The organism is Actinacidiphila epipremni (assembly GCF_012034175.1).
Classification (GTDB): Bacteria; Actinomycetota; Actinomycetes; order Streptomycetales; family Streptomycetaceae; genus Actinacidiphila; species Actinacidiphila epipremni.
Genome location: NZ_JAATEJ010000007.1, coordinates 73,896 through 97,303, shown reverse-complemented (window position 1 = coordinate 97,303; position 23,408 = coordinate 73,896). Strand labels below are relative to the sequence as shown.

At 72.9% G+C, this 23,408-nt stretch carries 19 protein-coding genes; 3 read left to right on the top strand and 16 right to left on the bottom strand.

Features of this window, described 5'->3' with window-relative positions; genetic code table 11:
• Positions 1 to 28: 28 nt before the first annotated feature.
• Genes alaS through HCN08_RS11875 form a run of 3 tightly spaced genes read right to left on the bottom strand, consistent with a single transcriptional unit; the run spans position 29 to position 3,455 of the window.
• Positions 29 to 2,698 (bottom strand): alanine--tRNA ligase, encoded by a 2,670-nt coding sequence (gene alaS / locus HCN08_RS11885; RefSeq protein WP_167982961.1) that lies wholly within the window; start codon positions 2,696 to 2,698, stop codon positions 29 to 31.
• Positions 2,698 to 3,033, bottom strand: coding sequence for a DUF6167 family protein (locus HCN08_RS11880; protein WP_167982960.1), 336 nt, complete (start codon positions 3,031 to 3,033; stop codon positions 2,698 to 2,700). The genes alaS and HCN08_RS11880 overlap by 1 nt, the downstream gene beginning before the upstream one ends.
• Before the next feature lie 5 nt (positions 3,034 to 3,038).
• Positions 3,039 to 3,455 (bottom strand): DUF948 domain-containing protein, encoded by a 417-nt coding sequence (locus tag HCN08_RS11875; RefSeq protein ID WP_167983103.1) that lies wholly within the window; start codon positions 3,453 to 3,455, stop codon positions 3,039 to 3,041.
• Positions 3,456 to 3,832: 377 nt separating this feature from the next.
• On the opposite strand from HCN08_RS11875, the gene HCN08_RS11870 reads away from it, so the two are divergent.
• Positions 3,833 to 5,998 carry an ATP-binding protein gene (locus HCN08_RS11870; RefSeq protein ID WP_167982959.1) on the top strand — a complete coding sequence of 722 codons (2,166 nt, stop codon included), beginning with the start codon at positions 3,833 to 3,835 and terminating at the stop codon, positions 5,996 to 5,998.
• A gap of 21 nt (positions 5,999 to 6,019) precedes the next feature.
• Here HCN08_RS11870 and rpsD read toward each other — a convergent pair whose 3' ends face one another.
• The 5 genes from rpsD to HCN08_RS11845 form a co-directional block, all read right to left on the bottom strand.
• A complete protein-coding gene (gene rpsD / locus HCN08_RS11865) occupies positions 6,020 to 6,634 on the bottom strand; it encodes a 30S ribosomal protein S4 (protein WP_167982958.1) in 615 nt (204 codons plus the stop codon).
• Between the two features lie 356 nt (positions 6,635 to 6,990).
• A complete protein-coding gene (locus HCN08_RS11860; RefSeq protein ID WP_167982957.1) occupies positions 6,991 to 8,349 on the bottom strand; it encodes a replication-associated recombination protein A in 1,359 nt (452 codons plus the stop codon).
• Positions 8,350 to 8,429: 80 nt separating this feature from the next.
• Positions 8,430 to 9,086, bottom strand: coding sequence for a vitamin K epoxide reductase family protein (locus HCN08_RS11855; protein WP_167982956.1), 657 nt, complete (start codon positions 9,084 to 9,086; stop codon positions 8,430 to 8,432).
• A gap of 101 nt (positions 9,087 to 9,187) precedes the next feature.
• Positions 9,188 to 10,450, bottom strand: coding sequence for a histidine--tRNA ligase (hisS, locus tag HCN08_RS11850; protein ID WP_167982955.1), 1,263 nt, complete (start codon positions 10,448 to 10,450; stop codon positions 9,188 to 9,190).
• Positions 10,451 to 10,461: 11 nt separating this feature from the next.
• Positions 10,462 to 11,172: an MBL fold metallo-hydrolase gene (locus tag HCN08_RS11845; protein WP_167982954.1), complete on the bottom strand. Its 711-nt coding sequence runs from the start codon at positions 11,170 to 11,172 to the stop codon at positions 10,462 to 10,464.
• Between the two features lie 294 nt (positions 11,173 to 11,466).
• Between HCN08_RS11845 and HCN08_RS11840 the strand changes: the two genes are divergently transcribed.
• Positions 11,467 to 12,324 carry a peptidylprolyl isomerase gene (locus HCN08_RS11840; protein ID WP_167982953.1) on the top strand — a complete coding sequence of 286 codons (858 nt, stop codon included), beginning with the start codon at positions 11,467 to 11,469 and terminating at the stop codon, positions 12,322 to 12,324.
• A 146-nt stretch (positions 12,325 to 12,470) separates the two neighbouring features.
• Positions 12,471 to 13,700, top strand: a complete 1,230-nt coding sequence (locus HCN08_RS11835) for a DUF349 domain-containing protein (RefSeq protein ID WP_167982952.1) — start codon at positions 12,471 to 12,473, stop codon at positions 13,698 to 13,700.
• Between the two features lie 57 nt (positions 13,701 to 13,757).
• On the opposite strand, the gene HCN08_RS11830 is transcribed toward HCN08_RS11835, so the two are convergent.
• The 8 genes from HCN08_RS11830 to ruvC form a co-directional block, all read right to left on the bottom strand.
• Entirely contained in the window at positions 13,758 to 16,244 is a 2,487-nt protein-coding gene (locus tag HCN08_RS11830) for a RelA/SpoT family protein (RefSeq protein WP_167982951.1), read from the bottom strand.
• Positions 16,245 to 16,354: 110 nt separating this feature from the next.
• Positions 16,355 to 16,915 carry an adenine phosphoribosyltransferase gene (locus tag HCN08_RS11825; RefSeq protein WP_167982950.1) on the bottom strand — a complete coding sequence of 187 codons (561 nt, stop codon included), beginning with the start codon at positions 16,913 to 16,915 and terminating at the stop codon, positions 16,355 to 16,357.
• A 225-nt stretch (positions 16,916 to 17,140) separates the two neighbouring features.
• A complete protein-coding gene (gene secF / locus HCN08_RS11820) occupies positions 17,141 to 18,337 on the bottom strand; it encodes a protein translocase subunit SecF (protein ID WP_167982949.1) in 1,197 nt (398 codons plus the stop codon).
• Positions 18,337 to 20,115: a protein translocase subunit SecD gene (gene secD, locus HCN08_RS11815; RefSeq protein WP_167982948.1), complete on the bottom strand. Its 1,779-nt coding sequence runs from the start codon at positions 20,113 to 20,115 to the stop codon at positions 18,337 to 18,339. The genes secF and secD overlap by 1 nt, the downstream gene beginning before the upstream one ends.
• Positions 20,116 to 20,193: 78 nt before the next feature.
• Complete coding sequence (gene yajC / locus HCN08_RS11810) at positions 20,194 to 20,667, bottom strand: preprotein translocase subunit YajC (RefSeq protein ID WP_322974392.1); 474 nt, start codon at positions 20,665 to 20,667, stop codon at positions 20,194 to 20,196.
• Positions 20,668 to 20,828: 161 nt separating this feature from the next.
• The gene (gene ruvB, locus HCN08_RS11805; RefSeq protein ID WP_167982947.1) at positions 20,829 to 21,899 is read right to left on the bottom strand and encodes a Holliday junction branch migration DNA helicase RuvB; all 1,071 of its coding nucleotides are present in this window, start codon (positions 21,897 to 21,899) and stop codon (positions 20,829 to 20,831) included.
• Positions 21,900 to 22,042: 143 nt separating this feature from the next.
• The gene (gene ruvA / locus HCN08_RS11800; protein WP_167982946.1) at positions 22,043 to 22,654 is read right to left on the bottom strand and encodes a Holliday junction branch migration protein RuvA; all 612 of its coding nucleotides are present in this window, start codon (positions 22,652 to 22,654) and stop codon (positions 22,043 to 22,045) included.
• A complete protein-coding gene (ruvC, locus tag HCN08_RS11795) occupies positions 22,651 to 23,286 on the bottom strand; it encodes a crossover junction endodeoxyribonuclease RuvC (protein ID WP_167982945.1) in 636 nt (211 codons plus the stop codon). The genes ruvA and ruvC overlap by 4 nt, the downstream gene beginning before the upstream one ends.
• Between the last annotated feature and the right edge of the window lie 122 nt (positions 23,287 to 23,408).

Genomic DNA, 23,408 nt, shown 5'->3' with positions numbered 1-23,408 from the left:
GCGCCCTCGTCGCGGGTGTCCGGCACGCTCACGCCTTCTCGGCGACGAGCCGGCGCACGGCCTCGACGGCCTCCGGCACGGCGGCCGGGTTCTGGCCGCCGCCCTGGGCGACGTCGTCCTTGCCGCCGCCGCCGCCGCCGAGGGCCTTGGCGGCGGTCCGCACCAGCTCGCCGGCCTTGGCGCCGCGCTCACGGGCGGCCTCGTTGGTGGCGATCACGGTCAGCGGGCGGCCGTTCGCGACGGTGAACAGCGCCACGACGGCCGGCCGGCCGCCGGTGATGCGCTGCCGCACGTCCAGCACCAGCTTGCGCAGGTCGTCGGCGCCGGTGCCGTCCGGGACCGTTCCCGTCACCAGGGCGACGCCCTTGACGTCCTCGGCGCTCTCGGCGAGGCCCGCGGCGGCCTGGAGCACCTTCTCGGCGCGGAAGCGCTCGATCTCCTTCTCGGCGTCCTTGAGCCGGGCGAGCATGCCGGAGATCCGCTCGGGCAGCTCGTCGGGCCGGCCCTTGACCAGCTCGGTGAGCTGGGCGACGACGGTGTGCTCGCGGGCCAGGAAGTGGTACGCGTCCACGCCGACCAGGGCCTCGACGCGGCGCACGCCGGAGCCGATGGAGGACTCGCCGAGCAGCTTGACCAGGCCCAGCTGGGCGGTGTTGTGGACGTGCGTGCCGCCGCACAGCTCCTTGGAGTAGTCGCCGATGGTGACGACCCGGACCTGCTCGCCGTACTTCTCGCCGAACTCGGCGATGGCGCCCTGCCGCTTGGCCTCGGCGATCGGCAGGACCTCGGCGGTGACGTCGAGTTCGCGGGCGAGCACCTCGTTGATCTTCTGCTCGACGTCGGTCAGCACGGTGCCGGGCACGGCGGTCGGCGAGCCGAAGTCGAAGCGGAAGCGGCCCGGGGAGTTCTCCGAGCCGGCCTGGGCGGCGGTCGGGCCGAGGGCGTCGCGCAGCGCCTGGTGGGTCAGGTGGGTGGCGCTGTGGGCGCGGGCGATGGCGCGGCGGCGGGTGAGGTCGATCTGGGCGTGCGCGGTGGCGCCCACGGTGACCTCGCCGACCTGGACGACGCCCTTGTGGACGGTGACGCCGGGCACCGGCTGCTGCACGTCGCGGACCTCGACGACGGCGCCGCCCTCGACCCGGATCCGGCCGGTGTCGGCGAGCTGGCCGCCGCCTTCGGCGTAGAAGGGGGTGCGGTCGAGGACCACCTCGACGTCGTCGCCCTCGCTCGCGGCCGGCGACGGCAGGCCGTCGACGAGCAGGCCGACGACGCTGGCCTCGTTCTCGTCGAGGGTGTAGCCGGTGAACAGGGTGCCGCCGGTGCGGTCGGCGACCTCGCGGTAGGCGGACAGGTCCGCGTGGCCGGTCTTCTTGGCGCGGGCGTCGGCCTTGGCGCGGTCGCGCTGCTCCTTCATCAGCCGGCGGAAGCCGTCCTCGTCCACGGACAGGCCCTGCTCGGCGGCCATCTCCAGGGTGAGGTCGATGGGGAAGCCCCAGGTGTCGTGCAGCAGGAACGCCTGGTCGCCGGCCAGCACCTTGCCGCCGGCGGCCTTGGTCTCGGTCACGGCGGTGTCGAGGATGTTGGTGCCGGCCCTCAGCGTCTTGAGGAAGGCGACCTCCTCGGCGAGCGCGACGGTCTCGATGCGCCCCCGGTCGGTGACCAGCTCCGGATACTGCTCGCCCATGGTGCGGATGACCACGTCGACCAGCTCGCCGACGACCGGCTCGTGGGCGCCGAGCATGCGCATGTTGCGGATGGCGCGGCGCATGATGCGGCGCAGTACGTAGCCGCGGCCCTCGTTGCCGGGGGTGACGCCGTCGCCAATGAGCATCACGGAGGTGCGGATGTGGTCGGCGACCACCCGCAGCGAGACGTCCGAGGCGTCGGCCTGCCCGTAGCGGACGCCGGTCAGCTCGGTGGCCTTGTCGATCACGACGCGCAGGGTGTCGGTCTCGTACATGTTCTGCACGCCCTGCAGGATCATCGCCAGGCGTTCCAGGCCGAGGCCGGTGTCGATGTTCTTGGCGGGCAGGTCGCCGAGGATCGGGAAGTCCTCCTTGCCCTCGCCGGCGCCGCGCTCGTACTGCATGAAGACCAGGTTCCAGATCTCCACGTAGCGCTCGTCGTTGACGGCCGGGCCGCCCTCGGCGCCGAACTCCGGGCCGCGGTCGTAGTTGATCTCCGAGCAGGGGCCGCACGGCCCGGGCACGCCCATGGACCAGAAGTTGGGGCCCTTGCCGAGCCGTTGGATGCGCTCGGCGGGCACGCCGATGACGTCCCGCCAGATCCGCTCGGCCTCGTCGTCCCCCTCGTAGACGGTGATCCAGAGCTTGTCCGGCTCCAGGCCGTAACCGCCGCTGTCCCGGGGCGAGGTGAGCAGCTCCCAGGCGTAGCGGATGGCGCCTTCCTTGAAGTAGTCGCCGAAGGAGAAGTTGCCGCACATCTGGAAGAACGTGCCGTGCCGGGTGGTCTTGCCGACCTCCTCGATGTCGGGGGTGCGCACGCACTTCTGCACGCTGGTGGCGCGCGCGAAGGGCGGCTTGACCTCGCCGAGGAAGTACGGCTTGAAGGGGACCATGCCCGCCGGGACCAGCAGCAGCGTGGGGTCGTCGGCGATGAGGGACGCCGACGGCACAACGGTGTGCCCGCGCTCCTCGAAGAAGCGCAGCCAGCGGCGGCGGATTTCTGCCGACTCCATCAGTTCTCGTCCTTCCGGTCGTACGCGTTGTACGTCAGGCCCCGGCGCGGTGCCGGGAGGTCGGTGTCCGCTTCCAGTTCCAGCGGTTGCGGGCGGCGCGCCGGGTCGCCGCCGGTCAGGCCCAGCGCGTCCTGCAGCTCGCCCTCGCGCTGCGCCATGCCGGCCCGTACGTCGTGCGCGAAGGCCCGCATCCGCGCGCCGGTCTCCAGCGCGCGGTCCGCCGCGGTCGCCGCGAGGCTGTCGGGGCTGAGCCGGCGCACCGCGCGGGTGACCTTCGTGGTGGCCCACACCCCGGTGGCGGCACCGGTGAGGAACCAGAACAGTCGGCGGAACATGGGCCTCAGTCCTTCGAGCGGTTGCGGCGCCGGCCGCGCCGGGCGGCGGGCAGGTCGGTTCCGGTGCGGGCCTGCCGTCCGACGGCGCGCCGCACTCCGTAGCCGAAGGCCGCGACCTTCACCAGGGGGCCGCCGAAGGTGCTGGCGACGGTGGAGGACAGCGCGGAGGCGTTGGCCGTCACCTCCGCCACGTCCGCGGTGATGGTGTCGACCCGCTCCAGCTGGTCGTGCGCCGAGCGCAGCGCGTCCGTGGCCTCGCCGAGCAGCGGTACGGCCTGCTCGGTGATCCCGGCGACCAGCTCCGCGGCGCGCCGCAGCGTGGCCGCGAGGCGTGCGAGGGCGACGGCGAGGAAGGCGACGAGGATCGCCCAGAACACCGCGACGACGAGGCCGGCTACGCCGGCCAGCTCTCCACCGGACACCTTGCCGTACCTCTCCCTCTGCGCCCAGGTCACTGCCCACCGACCTTACCGCCCCGACGCGCCTGCCCCGCACCGCATTACCCCCCGGGGTGCCCCTTACTCCCGCCCCGGGACCTCCCCCCGGTGGTCGGCTGGTCGCGCAGTTCCCCGCGCCCCTGGTTGGTTGCCCTCCGCGCCGGACGGTGAGCGCCTCAGGGGCGCGGGGAACTGCGCGACCAGCCGGGACGGCGGGAAGGTCCGCAGACGGCCGCAAGGGGCTGTTCGGCCGGCGCACAGGGCCGGGCGCGGCGGCGCCCGGGGCCGGGGCGGGGCGGGCGTCCGGCGGGGGCGCAAGCGCCGTTGAACCGAGCGCAGCCGGGCGAGTACGCTCCGCACATATGAGCATCGCGGGGAACCTCCCGGCGGAACTGTCCGGGTTCGTCGGCCGGGAGGCCGACGTCGAGCGGGTGGCGCGTACCCTGCGCGCCGCGCGGCTCGCGACGATCACCGGCGCCGGCGGCGTCGGCAAGAGCCGCCTCGCGCTGCGTGCCGCCGCGCGCCTGCAGGACCGTTTCCCCGACGGGGTGTGGCTCGTGGAGCTCGCCGGCCTGCCCGGCCCCGACCTGCTGGAGCACACCGTCGCCGAGGCGCTGCGGCTGCCGGACCACACCTGCCGGCCGCCGCGCGCCGCGCTCACCGAGCATCTGGCCGACCGCGAACTGCTGCTCGTCCTGGACGGCTTCGACCGGCTCGCGGCGGGCTGCGCGGGCCTGGTCGCGGCGCTGCTGCGGCGGGCGCCGGGGCTGCGGGTGCTGGCGGTGGGCCGCCGGGCGCTGGGCATCACCGGCGAGCGGCTGCTGCCGCTGGAGCCGCTGGAGCCCGGCACCGAGGGGGTGCGGCTGTTCGCCGAGCGGGCCGCCGCCGTCCTGCCCGGCTTCGCCGTGACCGCGGCCAACCGCGCGGCCGTCACCGAGCTGTGCGCCCGGCTGGACGGCCTGCCGCTCGCGCTGGAGCTGGCGGCGGTGCGGTTGCGGGCGCTGTCGGTGGAGCAGGTGCTGGACCGGCTCGGCGACCGCTTCCGGCTGCTGACCGGCGGTGATCCGAGCGCGCCCGAGCGGCACCGGGCGCTGCGCACCGCGATCGGCTGGAGCCACGAGCTGTGCAGCCCCGCCGAGCGCCTGCTGTGGGCGCGGCTGTCGGTCTTCGCCGGCCGCTTCGACCTGGAGGCGGCCGAGTACGTGTGCGCGGGCGGCGGCATCGCCGAGGAGGAGGTCGTGGACGCGCTGGGCTCCCTGGTCGCGCAGTCCGTGCTGAGCCGGGAGGCCGACGGGGACGACACGGACGGCGGGAGCGGCGGGGCCCGCTACCGGATGCTGGAGAGCGTGCGCGAGTACGGCGCCGGCTGGCTCGCGGCCCTCGGCGACGAGCCGCGGCTGCGGCGCCGGCACCGCGACTGGTACCTGGGCCTTGCCACCTGGTGCGAGCTGGACTGGTTCAGCCCGCGGCAGGCGGAGGTGGCCGCCCGGATCGCCGCGGACCTGCCGAATCTGCGCCTGGCGCTGGAGTTCAGCCTGGACGGCATGCCGGGCGAGCCGGCCGAGGACCCGGCGGTGGGCCAGTATCTGGCGGGCACGCTGTGGTTCTGCTGGGTGGGCTGCGGGCGGCTCGCGGAGGGGCGGCACTGGCTGGGCCGGGCCCTGGAGCTGTCGGCGGAGCCGTCGGACTCCCGGGCGAAGGTCATGTGGGTGTACGGCTATGTCGCCCTGCTCCAGGGCGACTCGGCGGCGGCGCTCGCGGTGCTCCAGGAGTGCCGCGACCAGGCCCGCGCGGCGGGCAACGCGGTGGCGGAGGCGTACGCGGTGCACCGGCTGGGCTGCCTGGCGCTGGTCTCGGACGACATGCCGCGCGCCGAGCGCTTCATCGACGAGGCGCTGCTGCGCTACCGCAGCGTCGGCGAGCTCAACAGCAATGTGCTGATGGCGCAGGTGGAGCTGGCGATGTCGGTGGCCTTCCAGGGCGACGTGGCGCACGCGGTGCGGCTGGTGGAGGAGGTCAGGGACATCTGCCGCGACCACGGCGAGCGGTGGACGCTGGCGTACGCGCTGTACGTGCTGGGGTACGCGGCCTGGCTCGGCGGGGAGCCGGAGCGGGCCCGGCGGCTGGCGGAGGAGTCGCTGGCGATCGACCACGGCTTCGACGACCTGGTGGGCGCGGTGCTGGCGCTGGAGCTGCTGGCGCTGATCACCGAGGGCGAGGGGGCCCCGTACGAGGCGGCGGTGCTCCAGGGCGCGGCCGGGCGGCTCTGGGAGTCGGTGGGCCTGCGGCTGTTCGGCTCGCGGTACTTCAACGCCCCGCACGCGGTGTGCGAGCAGCGGGTGCGGGCCGCGCTCGGCGACACCGCCTACGCGGCGGCGGTCGGCGAGGGCGCGCGGCTGGGCCTGGACGCGGCGGCGCACCGGGCGTTGAACCGGCCGGGCGGCGGCCCGGCCGCCGGGGAGCAGCGGGGACGGCCGCCGGTGCCGCGGACGCACGAGCCCGCCGCCTCTCCCGAGGCGGCGGGCTGAGGGTCGCGCGGGGGCCGCGGATCAGCGGGCGTAGTACTCGACGACCAGCTGCTCGTCGCAGATCACCGGGATCTCCTTGCGGTTCGGCGCGCGGTCCAGCCGGAACGCCAGCGCCTGGAGGTTGACCTGGAGGTAGCGCGGGGTCTCGCCGTCGCCGGCCCAGCCGCCCTCGCGGGCGACGAGGAAGGGGGTCTTCTCCCGGGAGCGCTCGCGGACCTGGACGACGTCGTCGGGGCGGACCCGGAAGGACGGCTTGTCGACCTTGCGGCCGTTGACCTCGATGTGGCCGTGCACGACCATCTGGCGGGACTGGTAGATGGTGCGGGCCAGGCCCGAGCGCAGCACCAGCGCGTCGAGCCGGCGCTCCAGCTCGATGATCAGCGCCTCGCCCGTGCGCAGCCCCGCGACCTTCTTGGCCCGGTCGTACGCGCGCTGCATCTGCCGCTCGCTGATGTCGTACTGGGCGCGCAGCCGCTGCTTCTCCAGCAGCCGGGTCTTGTAGTCGCTGTTCTGCTTGCGGCCTCGGCCGTGCTCGCCCGGCGGGTAGGGGCGGGCCTCGAAGTACTTGACCGCTTTCGGGGTCAGCGCGATGCCCAGTGCCCTGGACTTCTTGACCTTGGGACGCGACTGGTTCACGTGCGTCGAACCTCCATCGGGATTAGGTAAGGCTTACCTTAACTGAGGAGTGCGCAGGTTTCGACCCGGGAACCCCGTTCGCCGACGGCGCGTTGCGCTGCGCCGGTGTCACGGTCAGCCGCGTCCCGATGCGGAAGCTTCACCCCCGGCGCTTACGGCCAGGGCACACGCACTCCACCCGAGCGTAACCCGGCGGCAGGGCCGCCGGTTCCACCGTGCGGCCCGCCGCCCGCGGCTGTGCCGCATATCACGTGCGCGCCTACGGCGGCGCGGCCCGGCGCGCGGCGAAGCCCGCGCGACGCCGCGTCGCCCCGCCGCTCGCCGGGCGGAGCCCGGCAGCGGCGGTCCGGCCGGCGCTACTCCGTGCCGCCGCCCTCCAGGCGGGTGCGGACCCAGTCGAGGACGTCGGCGTAGCGGGACTCGGTGCCGTAGCGGGTGGGTTCGTAGTAGCGGCGGCCGGCGAGTTCGTCGGGAAGGTACTGCTGGGCGGCGACGGCGCCGGGGACGTCGTGCGGGTAGACATAGCCCTGCGCGTGGCCGAGCTTGGCGGCGCCCTTGTAGTGGCCGTCGCGCAGGTGCGGCGGCACCGGGCCCGCCTTGCCGGCCCGTACGTCGGCCAGCGCCGCGCCGATCGCGGTGGTCGCCGCGTTGGACTTCGGGGCGAGCGCGAGCGCGATCGTGGCGTGCGAGAGGATCAGCGACGCCTCGGGGAAGCCGATCATCGCGACCGCCTGCGCCGCGGCGACCGCGGTAGGCAGCGCGGTGGGGTCGGCGAGCCCGATGTCCTCGCTCGCGGAGATCATCAGCCGGCGGGCGATGAAGCGCGGGTCCTCGCCCGCCTCGATCATCCGCGCCAGGTAGTGCAGCGCGGCGTCCACGTCCGAGCCGCGGATGGACTTGATGAGCGCGCTCGCCACGTCGTAGTGCTGGTCGCCGTCCCGGTCGTAGGTGACCGCGGCCCGGTCGACGGCCTCCTCCAGCGTCGCCAGCGTGATCGCGTCCTCGCCCTTGGCCAGCGCCGAGCCCGCGCCCGCCTCCAGCGCGGTGAGCGCCCGCCGGGCGTCACCGCCGGCGATCCGCAGCAGATGCTCCTCGGCGTCCTGCGGCAGGCTCACCGCACCCGCCAGGCCCTGCTCGGCGGCCAGCGCCCGGCGCAGCACCCCGCGCACGTCGTCGTCGGTGAGCGGCTCCAGCGTCAGCAGCAGGGAGCGGGACAGCAGCGGGGAGATCACCGAGAAGTACGGATTCTCCGTGGTGGCCGCGATGAGCGTCACCCAGCGGTTCTCCACCGCGGGCAGCAGCGAGTCCTGCTGGGCCTTGCTGAAGCGGTGGATCTCGTCGAGGAAGAGCACCGTCTCGCGCTGGTACCCGCCGGCTTGGCGCTTGGCGCTCTCGATGACCGCGCGGACCTCCTTGACGCCGGCGGTGATCGCCGAGAGCTCCACGAAGCGCTTGTTGGTGGCCTTGCTCACCACATACGCCAGCGTCGTCTTGCCGGTGCCGGGCGGGCCCCACAGGATCACCGAGGACGGCCCGGCGGGGCCGCCGCCGCTCTCCCCCACCAGCCGGCGCAGCGGTGAGCCGGGCCGCAGCAGATGCTGCTGCCCGACGACCTCGTCCAGTGTGCGGGGGCGCATCCGCACGGCGAGCGGGCTGGCCCCCGGGTCGCGCTCACGGCGCTCCTCGGCGGCGGCGGTGAAAAGATCTGGCTCCACGCTTCGAGCCTAGGTCACCGCACCGACACCGCGGACGGCCGGAGTCGCGGACGGCCGGCGCCGCCGGCCACCGAGGGTGGTCAGATGACGGTCTTCCAGTAGTACCAGAAGTGCGTCAGGATCAGCAGGATGATCACGCCGTACCACAGCACCGGCACGACCCAGTGGAACTCCAGCACCAGCGCACGGGCCTTGGCCGGCACCCGGTACAGGCCGTGCCGGATGTTGTGCACCGCGGTGTACCAGAACGTGGCGATGGTCACGACCCACGCCAGGCAGCACCACAGGCAGATGGCGTTGATGTTGTAGATCGTCTGGTACTGCAGCCAGGACACGAAGACCACGCCGAACAGCCCGCCGGCCTGCAGCCCGTACCAGAACCACGCCTTGTAGCGGGCGCCGGCGAGCATCCCGGCGGCCAGGGTGATGAGCACCGGGTAGGCGACCAGTCCGATGATCGGGTTCTGGAACCCGAAGACGTGCGCCTGGTCGCTCTGCATGACGTTGCCGCACGAGATGATCGGGTTGAGGCTGCACGCCGGGGTGTACGTCTTCCCGTCGACCTTCGCCTGCAGCAGCTTGAACTTGTCGTCGGTGATGATGAACGACGCGAGCAGGCCGAGCGCTCCGCAAATCAGCAGCAGCCACGTGAAGGCCTTGCCCGCCACGATGCCTTCTGCCGGCTGCGGCGCGCTCTCGCCGTCGGTGCGCGTCTCGTCCAGGGCGGAAGTCGTCATGGTCGCCGATCTCTCAGGTCGGTGGGGCGGGCACACTCATTGTGCACCAGGGTGGTCAGGACGGAATAAGCCTGCGCCACCCTGGTACACGGACGAGCGGTTTACGCCAGCAGCTCCTTGACGGCCGCGACGATCCCGTCGAGCGGCACCGCGGTCTGCTCGCCACTCTCCATGTCCTTGACCTGCACCACCGCGTCGGCCAGATCGCGGTCGCCGGCGACCAGCGTGAAGCGGGCACCGGAACGGTTGGCCGATTTCATGGCGTTCTTCACGCCCTTGCCGCCGAAGGCGAAATCGGCGGCGACCCCGGCCCTGCGCAGCTCGGTGACCACGGCGAACAGCGTGCGCCTGGCCTCCTCGCCCAGCGGCACCGCGAAGACGTCGGTGCCGGCGGGCAGCGGCAGTTCCACGCCCTCCGCGCGCAGCGCGAGCACCGTGCGGTCCACGCCGAGCGCCCAGCCCACCGACGGCAGCGACGGGCCGCCGATCATCTCCGACAGGCCGTCGTAGCGCCCGCCGCCGCCGACCGCGGACTGCGAGCCGAGGCCGCCGTGCACGAACTCGAAGGTGGTGCGGGTGTAGTAGTCCAGGCCGCGCACCAGCCGGGGGTCGTCCTCGTAGGCCACACCCGCGGCGGCCAGCTGCTCGCGCACCTGCTCGTGGTACGCCTTGCACGCCTCGCACAGGTGGTCGGTGATCAGCGGCGCGCCGGCCAGCTGCCGCTGCACCGACTCGCGCTTGTCGTCCAGCACCCGCAGCGGGTTGATCTCGATCCGCCGCCGGGTGTCCTCGTCGAGGTCCAGGCCGCGCAGGAAGTCCTGGAGCGCGGCCCGGTAGACCGGCCGGCACGCGCGGTCGCCCAGCGAGTTGAGCAGCAGCCGCACATTGCGCAGCCCCAGCGCGCGGTACGCGTCCGCGGCCAGGATGATCAGCTCCGCGTCCAGCATGGGGTCCTCGGCGCCCAGCGCCTCGGCGCCGACCTGCGAGAAGTGCCGGTAGCGGCCGGCCTGCGGCGCCTCGTAGCGGTAGTAGGAGCCGGAGTACCACAGCTTGACCGGCAGGTTGCCGGCGCGGTGCAGGCTGCCCTCCAGGGCCGCCCGCAGCACCGAGGCGGTGCCCTCGGGGCGCAGCGCCAGCTGCGTGCCGCCCTTGGTGGTGAGGGTGTACATCTCCTTGGTCACGATGTCGGTGGACTCCCCGACACCGCGGGAGAACAGCTCGACGTGCTCAAAACCGGGGGTCTCGACATAGCCGTAGCCGGCCCGGCGGGCCGGGGCGGCGATGGCCTCGCGGACGGCGAGGAAGACCGCGGAGTCCGGCGGCAGCAGGTCGTAGGTGCCCTTGGGGGCCTGGATGGTGCTCACGTCAGCAGTCGTCACAATCCTCGTCGGGGAGCCGCGTCGGGGGCTCCCTGGCCGCGGGCCGCCTCGCCCAGGAAGGGGTTGGTGGCGCGCTCGCGGCCGATGGTGGTCTGGGGGCCGTGCCCGGACAGCACCACGGTGGAGTCGTCGAGCGGCAGGCACACGCGGGCCAGCGACTCGTACAGCTCGGCCGTGGAACCGCCGGGCAGGTCGGTGCGTCCGACGGAGCCGGCGAACAGCAGGTCGCCGGAGAACAGCACGGACGGGATGTCCGCGGCCTCCGGCAGCCGGTAGGTCACCGACCCCTTGGTATGGCCGGGCGCGTGCGCGACGCGCAGTTCCAGACCGGCGAGCTCCAGCGTGCCGCCGTCGGTCAGCTCCCGCAGGTCGTCGGGCTCGCCGATGGTCAGCTCGCCCAGCAGCCGCTGCCCGATGCCGCCGCCCAGCGCCTTCTCCGGGTCGGTCAGCATGTAGCGGTCCTCGGGGTGCAGATAGGCCGGCACGCCGTGCGCGCCGCACACCGGGACCACGGAGGCGACATGGTCGATGTGGCCGTGGCTGAGGATGACGGCGACGGGCTTGAGGCGGTGCTTGGCGAGCATGTCCTCGACGCCCTGGGTCGCGAGGTGGCCCGGGTCGATGATCACGCACTCCTCACCGGCGGCGGGGGCGACCACGTAGCAGTTGGTCCCCCAGGCCCCGGCGGGGAACCCGGCAATGAGCACGTTCGTCCTTCTGTCGTCCGCGATCGGTGTCGGCAGCTCACGAGCCTACCGGCGAGCACATCGCGGTCGCGAACCCGTATCGGGCGTGCATCGGCGCGTTTGCGGACTGGACTCCACCCGCCGCAGGACGCGAAGATCTGCGCACACACGCTCGTACGGATCCGCGCCCGCGGCGCGGACGCACAGTAAACGCACAGCTCACACGGCCTGCGGCACAATACGCAAGCGGGTCGGGTCAGTATCGCAACGACACGCACCACAGACGTATCCGACAGACGACCGGGAGCAGGCGAAGTGGTCACCAAGGATCAGCGGCGGCGGCAGCTCGCCCGGGAGAAGTTCGAGCGGCAGCAGGCACGCAGGGTCGATCACCAGCGCAAGGCCCGCACGCGCAACGCGGTCATCGCGTCGGCGGTCGTGGTCGTGCTGGCCGCGGGCGGCATCTCCTGGGCGGCGGGCGCCTTCGACAGCGACCCGAAGAAGAAGGACACCGCCTCGGACCAGGCGGCCGGCGACAGCAGCGCGTCGCCGTCGGCGAGCGGCGCGCCCACCACGGCGCCGGACCCGTGCGAGAAGCCCGCCGCGGGCAACCCGGGGACGCAGCAGTGGAAGAAGGCGCCGGCGATGGCGATCGACAAGGGCGGGAAGTACACCTTCACGCTGTCCACCACGTGCGGCACGATCCCGATCAGCCTGGACGCGGCCAAGGCCCCGCAGACGGTCAACTCGTTCAAGTTCCTGGCGGACAAGGGCTTCTTCGACCACACCAAGTGCCACCGCCTCACCACGGCCGGCATCTACGTGCTGCAGTGCGGCGACCCGACGGCCTCCGGCAGCGGCGGCCCGGGCTACTCGCTGCCGGACGAGAACCTGACGGCCTTCGGCAAGGCCGACGCCAACGGCTCGGTCACGTACCCGGCCGGCACCGTGGCGATGGCCAACAGCGGGCCCAACACCGGCGGCAGCCAGTTCTTCCTGGTCTACAAGGACAGCCCGCTGCAGCCCAACTACACTCCGTTCGGCACGATGAGCGCCGACGGCATGAAGGTGCTGACGAAGATCGCCGGCGCCGGTGAGAACAGCGGCGGCCAGGGCGACGGGGCGCCCAACGCGACCGTCGTGATCAACAAGGCGACCGTCACCAAATCCTGAATCCCGCCGCACCGGATGCGGACAGCCGGGGCGCAGGTCGCCTATGTTGGCGTTGGACCGGTCGTCGCGGAAAGCCCGGCCGGAGAGACACTGTGGACGATGCCCGCGAGCCGCCACCCGGCCGGGTATCACGTGGAGGAGGCGCTGTGAGCAGCGACCCGTGGGGCCGCGTCGATGAGACGGGGACCGTGTACGTGCGTACGGCCGACGGGGAGAAGGAGGTCGGTTCGTGGCAGGCGGGCTCCCCAGCTGAGGCGCTGGCCTACTTCGAGCGCAAGTACGAGGGGCTCGTCGTGGAGATCGGCCTCCTCGAACGGCGGGTGCAGACCACCGACCTCGCCCCGAAGGAGGCGCTGGCGGCGATCGAGCACCTGCGGACGCAGGTGACCGAGGCGCATGCGGTGGGCGACCTGGCGGCGCTGGGCGTCCGGCTGGACGCGCTGGTGGCGCTGGTGGACTCCCGGCGCGAGGAGCGCCGGGCGGCCAAGGCCAAGCAGAGCGAGGAGGCCAGGACCGCCAAGGAGCAACTGGTCGCCGAGGCCGAGCAGTTGGCGGAGAGCGAGCAGTGGCGCACGGCCGGTGAGCGGCTGCGGGCGCTGGTGGACACCTGGAAGGGCCTGCCGCGTCTCGACCGCAAGTCCGACGACGAGCTGTGGCACCGTTTCAGCCATGCGCGCTCGGTGTTCTCCAAGCGCCGCAAGGCGCACTTCGCGTCGCTGGACGCGCAGCGCGAGCAGGCCAGGCGCACCAAGGAGAAGCTGGTCGCCGAGGCGCAGTCGCTGTCGGACTCCACGGACTGGGGCGCGACGGCGGCCCGCTACCGCGAGCTGATGACGGAGTGGAAGGCGGCCGGGCGCGCGCAGCGCGAGGCCGAGGACGACCTGTGGAATCGTTTCCGCGGTGCGCAGGACGTCTTCTTCGCCGCCCGCGCCGAGGTGTTCGCCGAGCGTGACGGTGAGCAGCGCGACAACCTCGCGGCCAAGGAGCAGCTGGTCGTGGAGGCCGAGAAGCTGCTGCCGGTGACGGACCTGAGGGCGGCGCGGGCCGCTTTCCGCTCCATCAACGAGCGCTGGGAGGCCATCGGCCATGTGCCGCGGGACGCCCGGCCCCGGATCGAGGGCCGGATGCACGCCGTGGAGCGGGCGCTGGCGGAGTCCGAGGAAGCCGAGTGGCGGCGCACCAACCCGGAGGTGCGGGCCCGTGCCGCGGGCCTGACCGGGCAGCTCCAGGCCGCTGTCGACAAGCTGCGGGCGCAGATCGACGCGGCGAACGCGGCGGGCAACACCGCCAAGGCCGACAAGCTCACCGCCGAGCTCGAAGGCCGCCAGGCGCTGCTGGACCAGGCCCTGAAGGGCCTGCAGGAGTTCGGGGGCTGACCCCGGGGGGCTGCCGCCCCCGCCGGCGCTGACGTACGGCCCTGTGCGGGCCGTACGTCAGCGCTGGCGACCCGAGGTGACCCGGTAGACGTCGTAGACGCCCTCGACGCCGCGTACGGCCTTCAGGACGTGCCCGAGGTGCTTGGGGTCGCCCATCTCGAAGGTGAAGCGCGAGGTCGCCACCCGGTCGCGGGAGGTCTGCACCGCCGCCGACAGGATGTTGACGTGCTGGTCGGACAGCACCCGGGTGACGTCCGACAGCAGCCGGGAGCGGTCCAGCGCCTCGACCTGGATCGCGACCAGGAAGACCGAGGACTGCGTCGGCGCCCACTCCACGTCGATGATCCGCTCGGGCTGCTGCGACAGCGAGTCGACGTTGACGCAGTCGGCGCGGTGCACCGACACCCCGTTGCCGCGGGTGACGAAGCCGATGATCGGGTCGCCGGGCACCGGGGTGCAGCACCGCGACAGCTTGACCCACACATCGCTCGCGCCCTTGACGACGACGCCCGGGTCGGCGATGCCGCGCCGCTTGCGGCCCTGCGGCGGCGCCGCGATCTCCTCGACGTCCTCGGTCGCGCCCTCCTCGCCGCCGAGCGCGTCGACGAGCTTGTGCACCACCGACTGGGCGGTGATGTGGCCCTCGCCGATCGCCGCGTACAGCGCGGAGATGTCGGGGTAGCGCATCTCGTGCGCCAGGGTGACCAGGGAGTCGCCGGTGAGCACCCGCTGGATCGGCAGGTTCTGCTTGCGCATGGCCCGCGCGATGGCGTCCTTGCCGTGCTCGACGGCCTCCTCGCGGCGCTCCTTGGAGAACCAGGCGCGGATCTTGTTGCGGGCCCTGGGCGACTTGACGAAGCCCAGCCAGTCGCGGGAGGGGCCGGCGCCGGCGGCCTTGGAGGTGAAGACCTCCACCAGGTCGCCGTTGTCGAGCGTGGACTCCAGGGGGACCAGCCGCCCGTTGACCCGGGCGCCTATGGTGCGGTGGCCGACCTCGGTGTGCACCGCGTACGCGAAGTCCACCGGGGTGGCGCCGGCCGGCAGCGCTATGACGTCGCCCTTGGGCGTGAAGACGAAGACCTCGCTCTGCGACAGGTCGAAGCGCAGCGACTCCAGGAACTCGCCCGGGTCCTCGGTCTCCTTCTGCCAGTCCAGCAGCTGCCGCAGCCACGCCATGTCGTTGACCGCGTCGTCCTTCTTGTCCGAGCGCGGGCTGTCGGTGCGCACCTTGGAGGCGCCGGCGACGGCGTCCTGCTTGTACTTCCAGTGCGCGGCGATGCCGTACTCGGCGCGGCGGTGCATGTCGAAGGTGCGGATCTGCAGCTCGACGGGCTTGCCGCTGGGGCCGATCACCGTGGTGTGCAGCGACTGGTACATGTTGAACTTCGGCATCGCGATGTAGTCCTTGAACCGGCCGGGGACCGGGTTCCATCGCGCGTGGATCGTGCCGAGCGCCGCGTAGCAGTCACGGACGGTGTCGACCAGCACCCGGATGCCGACCAGGTCGTAGATCTCCGCGAAGTCCCGGCCGCGGACGATCATCTTCTGGTAGACGCTGTAGTAGTGCTTGGGGCGGCCGGTGACGGTGGCCTTGATCCGGGCGGCCCGCAGGTCCTGCTGCACCTGGTCGGTGACGATCGCCAGGTACTCGTCGCGCTTGGGGGCGCGCTCGGCGACCAGCCGGACGATCTCGTCGTACATCTTGGGGTAGAGGATGGCGAAGGCCAGGTCCTCCAGCTCCCACTTGATGGTGTTCATGCCCAGCCGGTGGGCCAGCGGGGCGTAGATCTCCAGCGTCTCGCGGGCCTTCTTCTCCTGCTTGTCCCGCTTGAGGTAGCGCATCGTGCGCATGTTGTGCAGCCGGTCGGCGAGCTTGATCACCAGGACCCGGGGGTCCTTGGCCATCGCCACGACCATCTTGCGGACCGTCTCGGCCTGCGCGGCCTCGCCGAACTTGACCTTGTCCAGCTTGGTGACGCCGTCCACCAGCAGCGCCACCTGGTCGCCGAAGTCGCGGCGCAGCTGGTCCAGCCCGTACTCGGTGTCCTCGACGGTGTCGTGCAGCAGCCCGGCCATCAGGGTGGCCGGGTCCATGCCGAGCTCGGCCAGGATGGTCGTGACGGCCAGCGGATGGGTGATGTACGGGTCGCCGCTCTTGCGCTTCTGGCCCCGGTGCCAGCGCTCGGCGACCTGGTAGGCGGCCTCGATCTGCCGCAGCTGGGCACTGTCGCCCTTGGGGTCGTTGCCCCGCACGACCCGCAGCAGCGGCTCCAGGACGGGGTTGTACGGGCTGGAGCGCTGCACGCCGAGCCGGGCCAGCCGGGCGCGTACCCGGCTGGAGGACGCGCCGGGCCGGGTCGGCGCGACGCTGCCCGGGGTGCGGACCGGCCGTACGGCGGGCGGTGCGGGCTTGGGCGCGGAGTCCGCGGGGGTGTGCGCGGGCGCGCCGGTGCCTGCCGGGCCGCCGTGCGCAGGGCTGCCCCCCGCGGGGGCGGTGGGTTCGGTGCCGCCCGCGGCGTCGAGTGGCTGGGCCTTGTCCGGCAAGTGCACTCCTCACGCGGGGTAGAACTTCCATGGTATCGACCTGCGCCGGTACCCGGGCGTGCGCCGTCGGCGGGCGCCCCCCGCCGGGGTGGCGGCGGGGGGCGGGCGCGTCAGACGGTGATCAGGGCGTCCAGTGGGGCGTCGGCGAGCACGGGCGCGAGCCGTTCGCGCCCCCCGAGGAAGCTCAGCTCCAGCAGCACCGCGAGCCCGGCGATGGTCGCGCCGGCCCGCCGGATGAGCCCCAGGCTCGCCTCGGCGGTGCCGCCGGTGGCCAGGACGTCGTCGATGACCAGGACCCGGTCCTCGGGGGCGAAGGCGTCGGTGTGCACCTCGATCTCGGCGGTGCCGTACTCCAGCTGGTACGCCTGCCCGTGCACGGCCCCGGGGAGCTTGCCGGCCTTGCGGATCGGCACAAAGCCGACGCCGGCCCGTACCGCCGCCGGGGCGGCCAGGATGAAGCCGCGCGCCTCCAGGCCGACGACCTTGGTGGCGCCGTGCCGGGCGCACAGCGCCGCGAGCGCGTCGACCAGGGCGCCGAAGGCCGGCGGGTCGGCCAGCAGCGGCGTGATGTCCTTGAACACCACGCCGGGCTCCGGATAGTCCGGCACGTCCCTGATGTGGGCGAGCAGCAGCTCGCGCAGCTCGGTGGACGCGGACTCGGTGGTGGTCATCGCGGTGTCTTCCTCGGCTTTCCTGTGTCCCGGTGGGGTCCGGCCGGGCGGTGCGCCCGGGCGGTGCCGCCGGGAGCCCTTGCGGGCCGTCGTCCCCGGTCGTCGTGGTGCGGTCATTGTCCCCCGTGATTGTTTCGCGCACGTCGGTGCCCCGGCACGCCGGAGCCGCCCGGTCGTGGTGACCGGGCGGCTCGCGGTACGGGTGGTGCGCCGGGCGCGGCCGGCTCAGCGCCTGCGGCCCGAGGGGCGTCCGCGTCCGCCGCGTCCGCCGGGCTGGGTGCGGGTGCTGCGGGTGCCGGTGCCGCGGGTGCCGCTCTGGCCGCGCGGGGCGACCACACCGGCGCCGGCGGAGGCGGTGGCCCCCGCCTCGTCGGCCGGCTCGTCGCCGTCCTCGGCGGTGTCCGCGCCGGGGGTGTCCGCCGGCTCGTCCTTGGCGTCCTTGCCCTTCGCCGCGTCGGAGGCGCGCTTGGCCAGCACGCGCTTGCGCAGCGCCTTCATCTGCGGCTCGCGCTCCTTGAACTCGGCCACGATCGGGGTGGCGATGAAGATCGAGGAGTACGCGCCGGCGGTCAGGCCCACGAACAGCGCGAGCGCGATGTCGTTGAGCACGCCGGCGCCGAGCAGGCCGCCGCCGATGAACAGCAGCGCGGCGACCGGCAGCAGCGCCACCACGGTGGTGTTGATCGACCGCACCAGGGTGCTGTTGAGGCTGCGGTTGGCGATGTCGCTGTAGGTGTGCTGGTTCTGCTTGGTGATGCCCTTGCTGGCTTCCTTCAGGCCGTCGAAGACGACGACGGTGTCGTAGAGGGAGTAGCCGAGGATGGTCAGCAGGCCGATCACCGTGCCCGGGCTGACCTCGAAGCCGACGATGGCGTAGACCCCGGTGGTGATCGTCAGGTCGTGCAGCAGGGCGACCAGGGCCGCCGCGGCCATCCGCCACTCGAAGGCGATCGCGAGGTAGACGACCACCAGCACCAGGAAGATGATCAGGCCCTCGATCGCCTTGTGGGAGATCTCCTTGCCCCAGCTCGGGCCGACGATCTCCGCGTCGATCTTCGACGGGGTGATCTTCAGTTCCTGGCCGATGTTCTGCTGGATCTGCTTGGAGGTGTCGGTGGCGATGTCGCTGACCTGGATGCGCAGCCCGCCGTTGCCCAGCTTCTGGACGGTGGCGGTGTGCCCCAGCGTGTGGCCGTCGAGGGCGTCGTGCGCCTGGTTGACGCTGTACGTCGTCTTCGGGGTGGTGAAGACGGCGCCGCCGGAGAACTCGATGCTGAACTTCAGGCCGTTGACGACCAGGCCGACGACGGCCGCGAGCGTGATCAGGATCGAGACCCCGTACCACAGCTTGCGCTTGCCCACGAAGTCGTAGCTGACCTCGCCCCGGTGCAGCCGGTGACCGAGAGTGCCGAGTTTGGACATCAGGCTTCCTTCGTCTCCGTGCTGTGGTTACGGCGGACTCGGCGCAGGGGCGCCTTGACGCCGAGGCTCTTGGGGTCCAGACCGGACCACTTGTGGCCCTCGGCGAAGAACCGGCGGCGGGCGAGGATCGTCATGAGCGGCTTGGTGAACAGGAACACCACCGCGACGTCGAGCAGCGTCGTCAGGCCGAGCGTGAAGGCGAAGCCGCGGACCTTGCCGACCGTCACCACGTAGAGCACGGCGGCGGCCAGGAAGGACACGAAGTCCGACACCAGGATGGTGCGCCGGGCGCGCGGCCAGCCGCGGGCGACCGCGGGCTGCAGCGAGCGGCCCTCGCGCAACTCGTCCCTTATGCGTTCGAAGAACACGATGAAGGAGTCCGCGGTGATACCGATGGCGACGATCGCACCGGCGACGGCCGGCAGGTTCAGCGCGAAGCCGATGGCCCGGCCGAGCAGGCACATGATCGTGTACGTGAGCGCAGCCGACACCATGAGGCTCAGGATGGCCACGAAGCTCAGTCCGCGGTAGTAGGCGAACATGTAGAGCACGACCAGGGCGAGGCCGACCGCGCCGGCGATCAGGCCGCCGCGCAGCTGCTCGCCGCCGAGCGCGGCGGACACGGTGGTGCGGTCGGACGTCTCGAACGCCAGCGGCAGCGAGCCGTACTTGAGCACGTTGGCGAGGTCCTGCGCGTCCTTCTGCTGGAAGCTGCCGGAGATCTGGGCGCTGCCGCCGGGCAGGGCCTCGTGCACCGAGGGCGCGGACTCGACGTTCCCGTCCAGGACGATCGCGAAGCGGTTGTTCGGGTCGGTCTGGCTGGCCAGGTCGCCGGTGACCTTGGTGAACTCGCCGGCGCCCTTGGAGTCGAAGGTCAGGTTGACGACCCACCCGTTGCCCTGCTGGGTGTCGAAGGCGGCGTTGGCGCCGGAGACGCGCTTGCCGTCGATCAGGGAGGGGCCGAGCACGTACTTGGCCCAGACGCCGCCCTCCTTGCCGCACGCGACGATGGTGTCGGTGGGCTTGGAGCCCTCGTTGGCCTTGGCGCGCTGGTTGGCATCGGTGCAGTCCAGCGCGGCGAACTTGGCCTGGACGTCGGCCGGGATCGAGGTGGCGGCGCTGCCGCCGGCGCTCGGGTCGCTGGTGGCCGGGTCGCTGGGCGCCGGGGTGGGCAGCGGGGTCGGCGCCTTGTCGACCGAGGAGGTCAGGGCGCCGGTGACGGCGCGGCCCTGGGTGGCGCTGGTCGACGGGGTGCTGGACGCGCTGCCGGTCGCCTTCGGGGTGGCCGTACCGCTCGGGGTGGACTTCGGCGTACCGGAGGGCGAGGGGGTGGCGCTGCCCGAGGGGGTCGGGGTGGTGGCCGGCGCCGGGGCGCCGTCGGCGACCGTGAGGACCTGGCGGAAGTACATCTGCGCCGTGGTCCCCACCTGCTTCTCCGCCTGGTCGGCGTTGGTGCCCTTGGGGATGTTGACGATGATGTTCTTCGATCCCTCGGTCTGCACCTCCGCCTCGGAGACGCCGAGGCCGTTGACCCGGTTGCTGATGATGCTGGCCGCGGTGTTCATGTTGGCCTTGTTCACCGCGTCGCCCTGGCCCGGCTTGGCCGTCAGGGTGATGCTGACGCCGCCGGCGAGGTCGATGCCCAGCCGGGGCGTCCTGTCACCGGAGAGGAAGATTCCTCCGGTCATCGCCACCAGGGCGATGAGGATGACGGCCAGAGCACGCCCGGGGTACCCCTGGCTCCCCGGGGACCTGCGGCCCTTCTTGGCTGCTGCCACCTTCTTGTGTCTCCCTGTCCGACCACACCGCGGCCTGCGCGCCTACGGGTGGTGACGAGTTGTGCGCGAACCTGACCCTTACTTGGTGGTGGAGTCCGAGCCGCCCGCCCCCGGCCCGTCCTCGGTCTTCTTCAGCTCCACCCGGTCCTCGTCCGACTCCGGGGCGTCACCGTCGACCGGGTCCGCGGCGAGGGTGGCGCCGTCGTCGTGGCCGTCGTGCGCCGCGTCGTGCGCGGTGTCGCCGTCCTCGCCGTCCTCCAGGTCGTCCGGCTCGATGCCGTGCACGATCCGGTTGAACTCCTCCTCGCTGAGCACGGCGGAGATGGCGCCCTTGGTGAAGTGCGCGTGCACGCCGTCGGTCAGCTCCAGCAGGACCGTCTCCTGGTTGACCTCCTTCACCACGGCGTACATGCCGCCGATGGTGCGGATCCCGGTGCCGGGCTCCATCTTCTCGCGCATCTCCAGGGCCTGGCGCTGCTTGTTCTTCGCGGACCTGGTCATGAGCAGCATGCCGAGGATGAGGACGATGAAGACGAAGATCAGGGGATTCACGGTGTGGACGTTCCTTCGCACGGCCAACGGGGCTGGCCTGGTTTCCGGGATATGGATGCCGCTCCAGAGGAAGGGCGTCGGCGGAGTCTAAGCGCTGGCTCGCCGCTGGAACAACGCCAAGCATGGCACTGAGGTTCCTGACGGGGCGAGTTCGGCCGTTGTCACGGCCCGAACAGCCCGGTCTGTCCCGGTCCCGCCCCGCCGGTGGGGTGCGGAGGTGCGAGGCCGAGGTGTGCCCATGCGGCGCCGGTGGCCACCCTGCCCCGCGGAGTGCGGGCCAGGAGCCCCTCCCTCACCAGGAAGGGCTCGGCCACCTCCTCAACAGTCTCACGCTCCTCCCCCACTGCGACAGCAAGTGTGGACAAACCCACAGGACCGCCGCCAAAAAGGGTGAGCAGGGCATGCAGGACGGCCCGGTCCAGCCGGTCGAGGCCGCGGGCGTCGACCTCGTAGACCTCCAGGGCCGCGGCGGCGGTCTGCCGGGTGATCGTCCCGTCCGCCCGGACCTGCGCGTAGTCGCGGACCCGGCGCAGCAGCCGGTTGGCGATCCGCGGGGTGCCGCGGGAGCGGCCGGCGATCTCGGCGGCTCCCGCGGCGTCGACCACGACGTCCAGCAGGCCGGCCGAGCGGTGGATGACCCGCTCCAGCTCGGCGGGGGCGTAGAACTCCATGTGGCCGGTGAAGCCGAAGCGGTCGCGCAGCGGCGGCGGCAGCAGGCCGGCCCGGGTGGTGGCGCCGACCAGGGTGAAGGGCGGCAGCTCCAGCGGGATCGCGGTGGCGCCGGGGCCCTTGCCGACGATCACGTCGACCCGGAAGTCCTCCATCGCCATGTACAGCATCTCCTCGGCCGGCCGGGACATCCGGTGGATCTCGTCGAGGAAGAGGACCTCGCCCTCGGTGAGCGAGGACAGGATCGAGGCGAGGTCGCCGGCGTGCTGGATGGCGGGCCCGGAGGTGATACGGATCGGGACGCCCATCTCGGCGGCGATGATCATCGACAGGGTCGTCTTGCCCAGGCCCGGGGCGCCGGACAGCAGCACGTGGTCGGCGGTGCCGCCGCGCTTGCGGGCGGCCTGGAGGACCAGTCCGAGCTGCTCGCGGACCCGCTCCTGGCCGACGAACTCGTCGAGGTCGCGGGGCCGCAGCGCCGCCTCGACGGCCTGGTCGTCGCTGTCGGCCACGGCGCCGACCAGCCGGTCGGCTGCGGCGTTGTCGGCGTCGTCCCAGTTCATGGATGGTCTCTCGGGTCTCTCGGCTCGGACGGTGGGCGGATCGGTCGGTGCCTGACGGTCGGGGCGGTCGGGCGGTTTTACGGTGGCCGGTACGGGCGGGCCGTGGGTGGTGGGCGGTGGGCGGTGGCGGGGCCGACGCGGCGTCAGCGGGTGCGGTTGAGGGACTGGAGGGCGCTGCGCAGCAGGGCGCCGACGTTGGGCTCGGGCGCGGACTCGGCCTGCGGGGTGACGGCGGTCACCGCCTCGTCCGCCTCGCGGGCGGCGTAGCCGAGGCCGAGCAGCGCGGCGTGCAGCTGCTCGCGCCAGGACGCCGGGGCCGCGGGGGCCGCGCCGGCGACGGCGGCGGTGCCGAGCGGGGCGCCGAGCCGGTCCTTCAGTTCCAGCAGCAGCCGCTGGGCCCCCTTCTTCCCGATGCCGGGCACGGCGGTCAGCGCCTTCTCGTCGCCCGCGGCGACCGCGGCCCGCAGCGCGTCGGGCGCGTGCACGGCGAGCATGGTCTGGGCCAGCCGCGGGCCGACCCCGCTCACGGTCTGGAGCAGCTCGAAGACCTGCCGCTCGTCGTCGTCGGCGAAGCCGTAGAGGGTCAGGGAGTCCTCCCGGACGACCAGTGAGGTGGCCAGCCGCGCGGGCTCGCCGATCCGCAGCGCGGCGAGGGTGCCGGGCGCGCACTGGACGGCCATGCCGATGCCGCCGACCTCGATCACGGCGGCGTCGGGCGCGAGGGCGGCGACAGGGCCGCTGACGAAGGCGATCACGTGGCGGACTCCCGGGTGCGTACGGCGGTGTCTCGGGCGGCGGGGCGGTCGGCGGCCGGGCGGGCGGCGACCGCGGAGGACGAGGACGAGGCGGCGGAGGCGGACGGGGCGGCGGCCGTGCCGTTCTGCCGGGCGGCGGCCTGGCGCAGGCGGTCGGTGGCGGGGCCGCGCCAGATGTGGCAGATGGCCAGCGCCAGCGCGTCGGCGGCGTCGGCCGGCTTGGGCGGGGCGTCCAGCCGCAGCAGCCGGGTCACCATCGCGCCGACCTGGGCCTTGTCGGCCCGGCCGCTGCCGGTGACGGCGGCCTTGACCTCGCTGGGGGTGTGCAGGTGGACCGGCAGCCCGCGGCGGGCGGCGCACAGGATCGCCACCGCGCTGGCCTGGGCGGTGCCCATCACCGTGCGCACATTGTGCTGGCTGAAGACGCGCTCCACGGCGACGGCGTCCGGCCGGTGCTCGTCGAGCCATGCCTCGATGCCCTGCTCGACCAGCACCAGGCGCTCGCCGACCGGCGCGTCGGCCGGTGTCCTGACGACCCCGACGCCGACCATCGCCAGCCGCCGGCCGGCCGTGCCGTCGACCACGCCGATGCCGCACCGGGTCAGCCCCGGGTCCACGCCGAGCACGCGCACCGCCGCCCCCTTCCCTCGCCCGTTCGACCACCCGTTCCCGCAGGCTATCGGTTCGCACCGACAACGCCAGGACAGCAAAACGCCAGGACGGCAAAGGGCGGGCCGGGCAGGTGTGTTCCCGC

What these genes read in the sequence shown, in the direction of transcription:
- HCN08_RS11855 (WP_167982956.1), bottom strand. Translation starts at nt 9,086, where the DNA reads ATGACGACTTCCGCCCTGGACGAGACGCGCACCGACGGCGAGAGCGCG.
- HCN08_RS11825 (WP_167982950.1), bottom strand. Translation starts at nt 16,915, where the DNA reads ATGACCACCACCGAGTCCGCGTCCACCGAGCTGCGCGAGCTGCTGCTC.
- ruvB (WP_167982947.1), bottom strand. Translation starts at nt 21,899, where the DNA reads ATGAACTGGGACGACGCCGACAACGCCGCAGCCGACCGGCTGGTCGGC.
- alaS (WP_167982961.1), bottom strand. Translation starts at nt 2,698, where the DNA reads ATGGAGTCGGCAGAAATCCGCCGCCGCTGGCTGCGCTTCTTCGAGGAG.
- HCN08_RS11880 (WP_167982960.1), bottom strand. Translation starts at nt 3,033, where the DNA reads ATGTTCCGCCGACTGTTCTGGTTCCTCACCGGTGCCGCCACCGGGGTG.
- secF (WP_167982949.1), bottom strand. Translation starts at nt 18,337, where the DNA reads ATGTCCAAACTCGGCACTCTCGGTCACCGGCTGCACCGGGGCGAGGTC.
- HCN08_RS11870 (WP_167982959.1), top strand. Translation starts at nt 3,833, where the DNA reads ATGAGCATCGCGGGGAACCTCCCGGCGGAACTGTCCGGGTTCGTCGGC.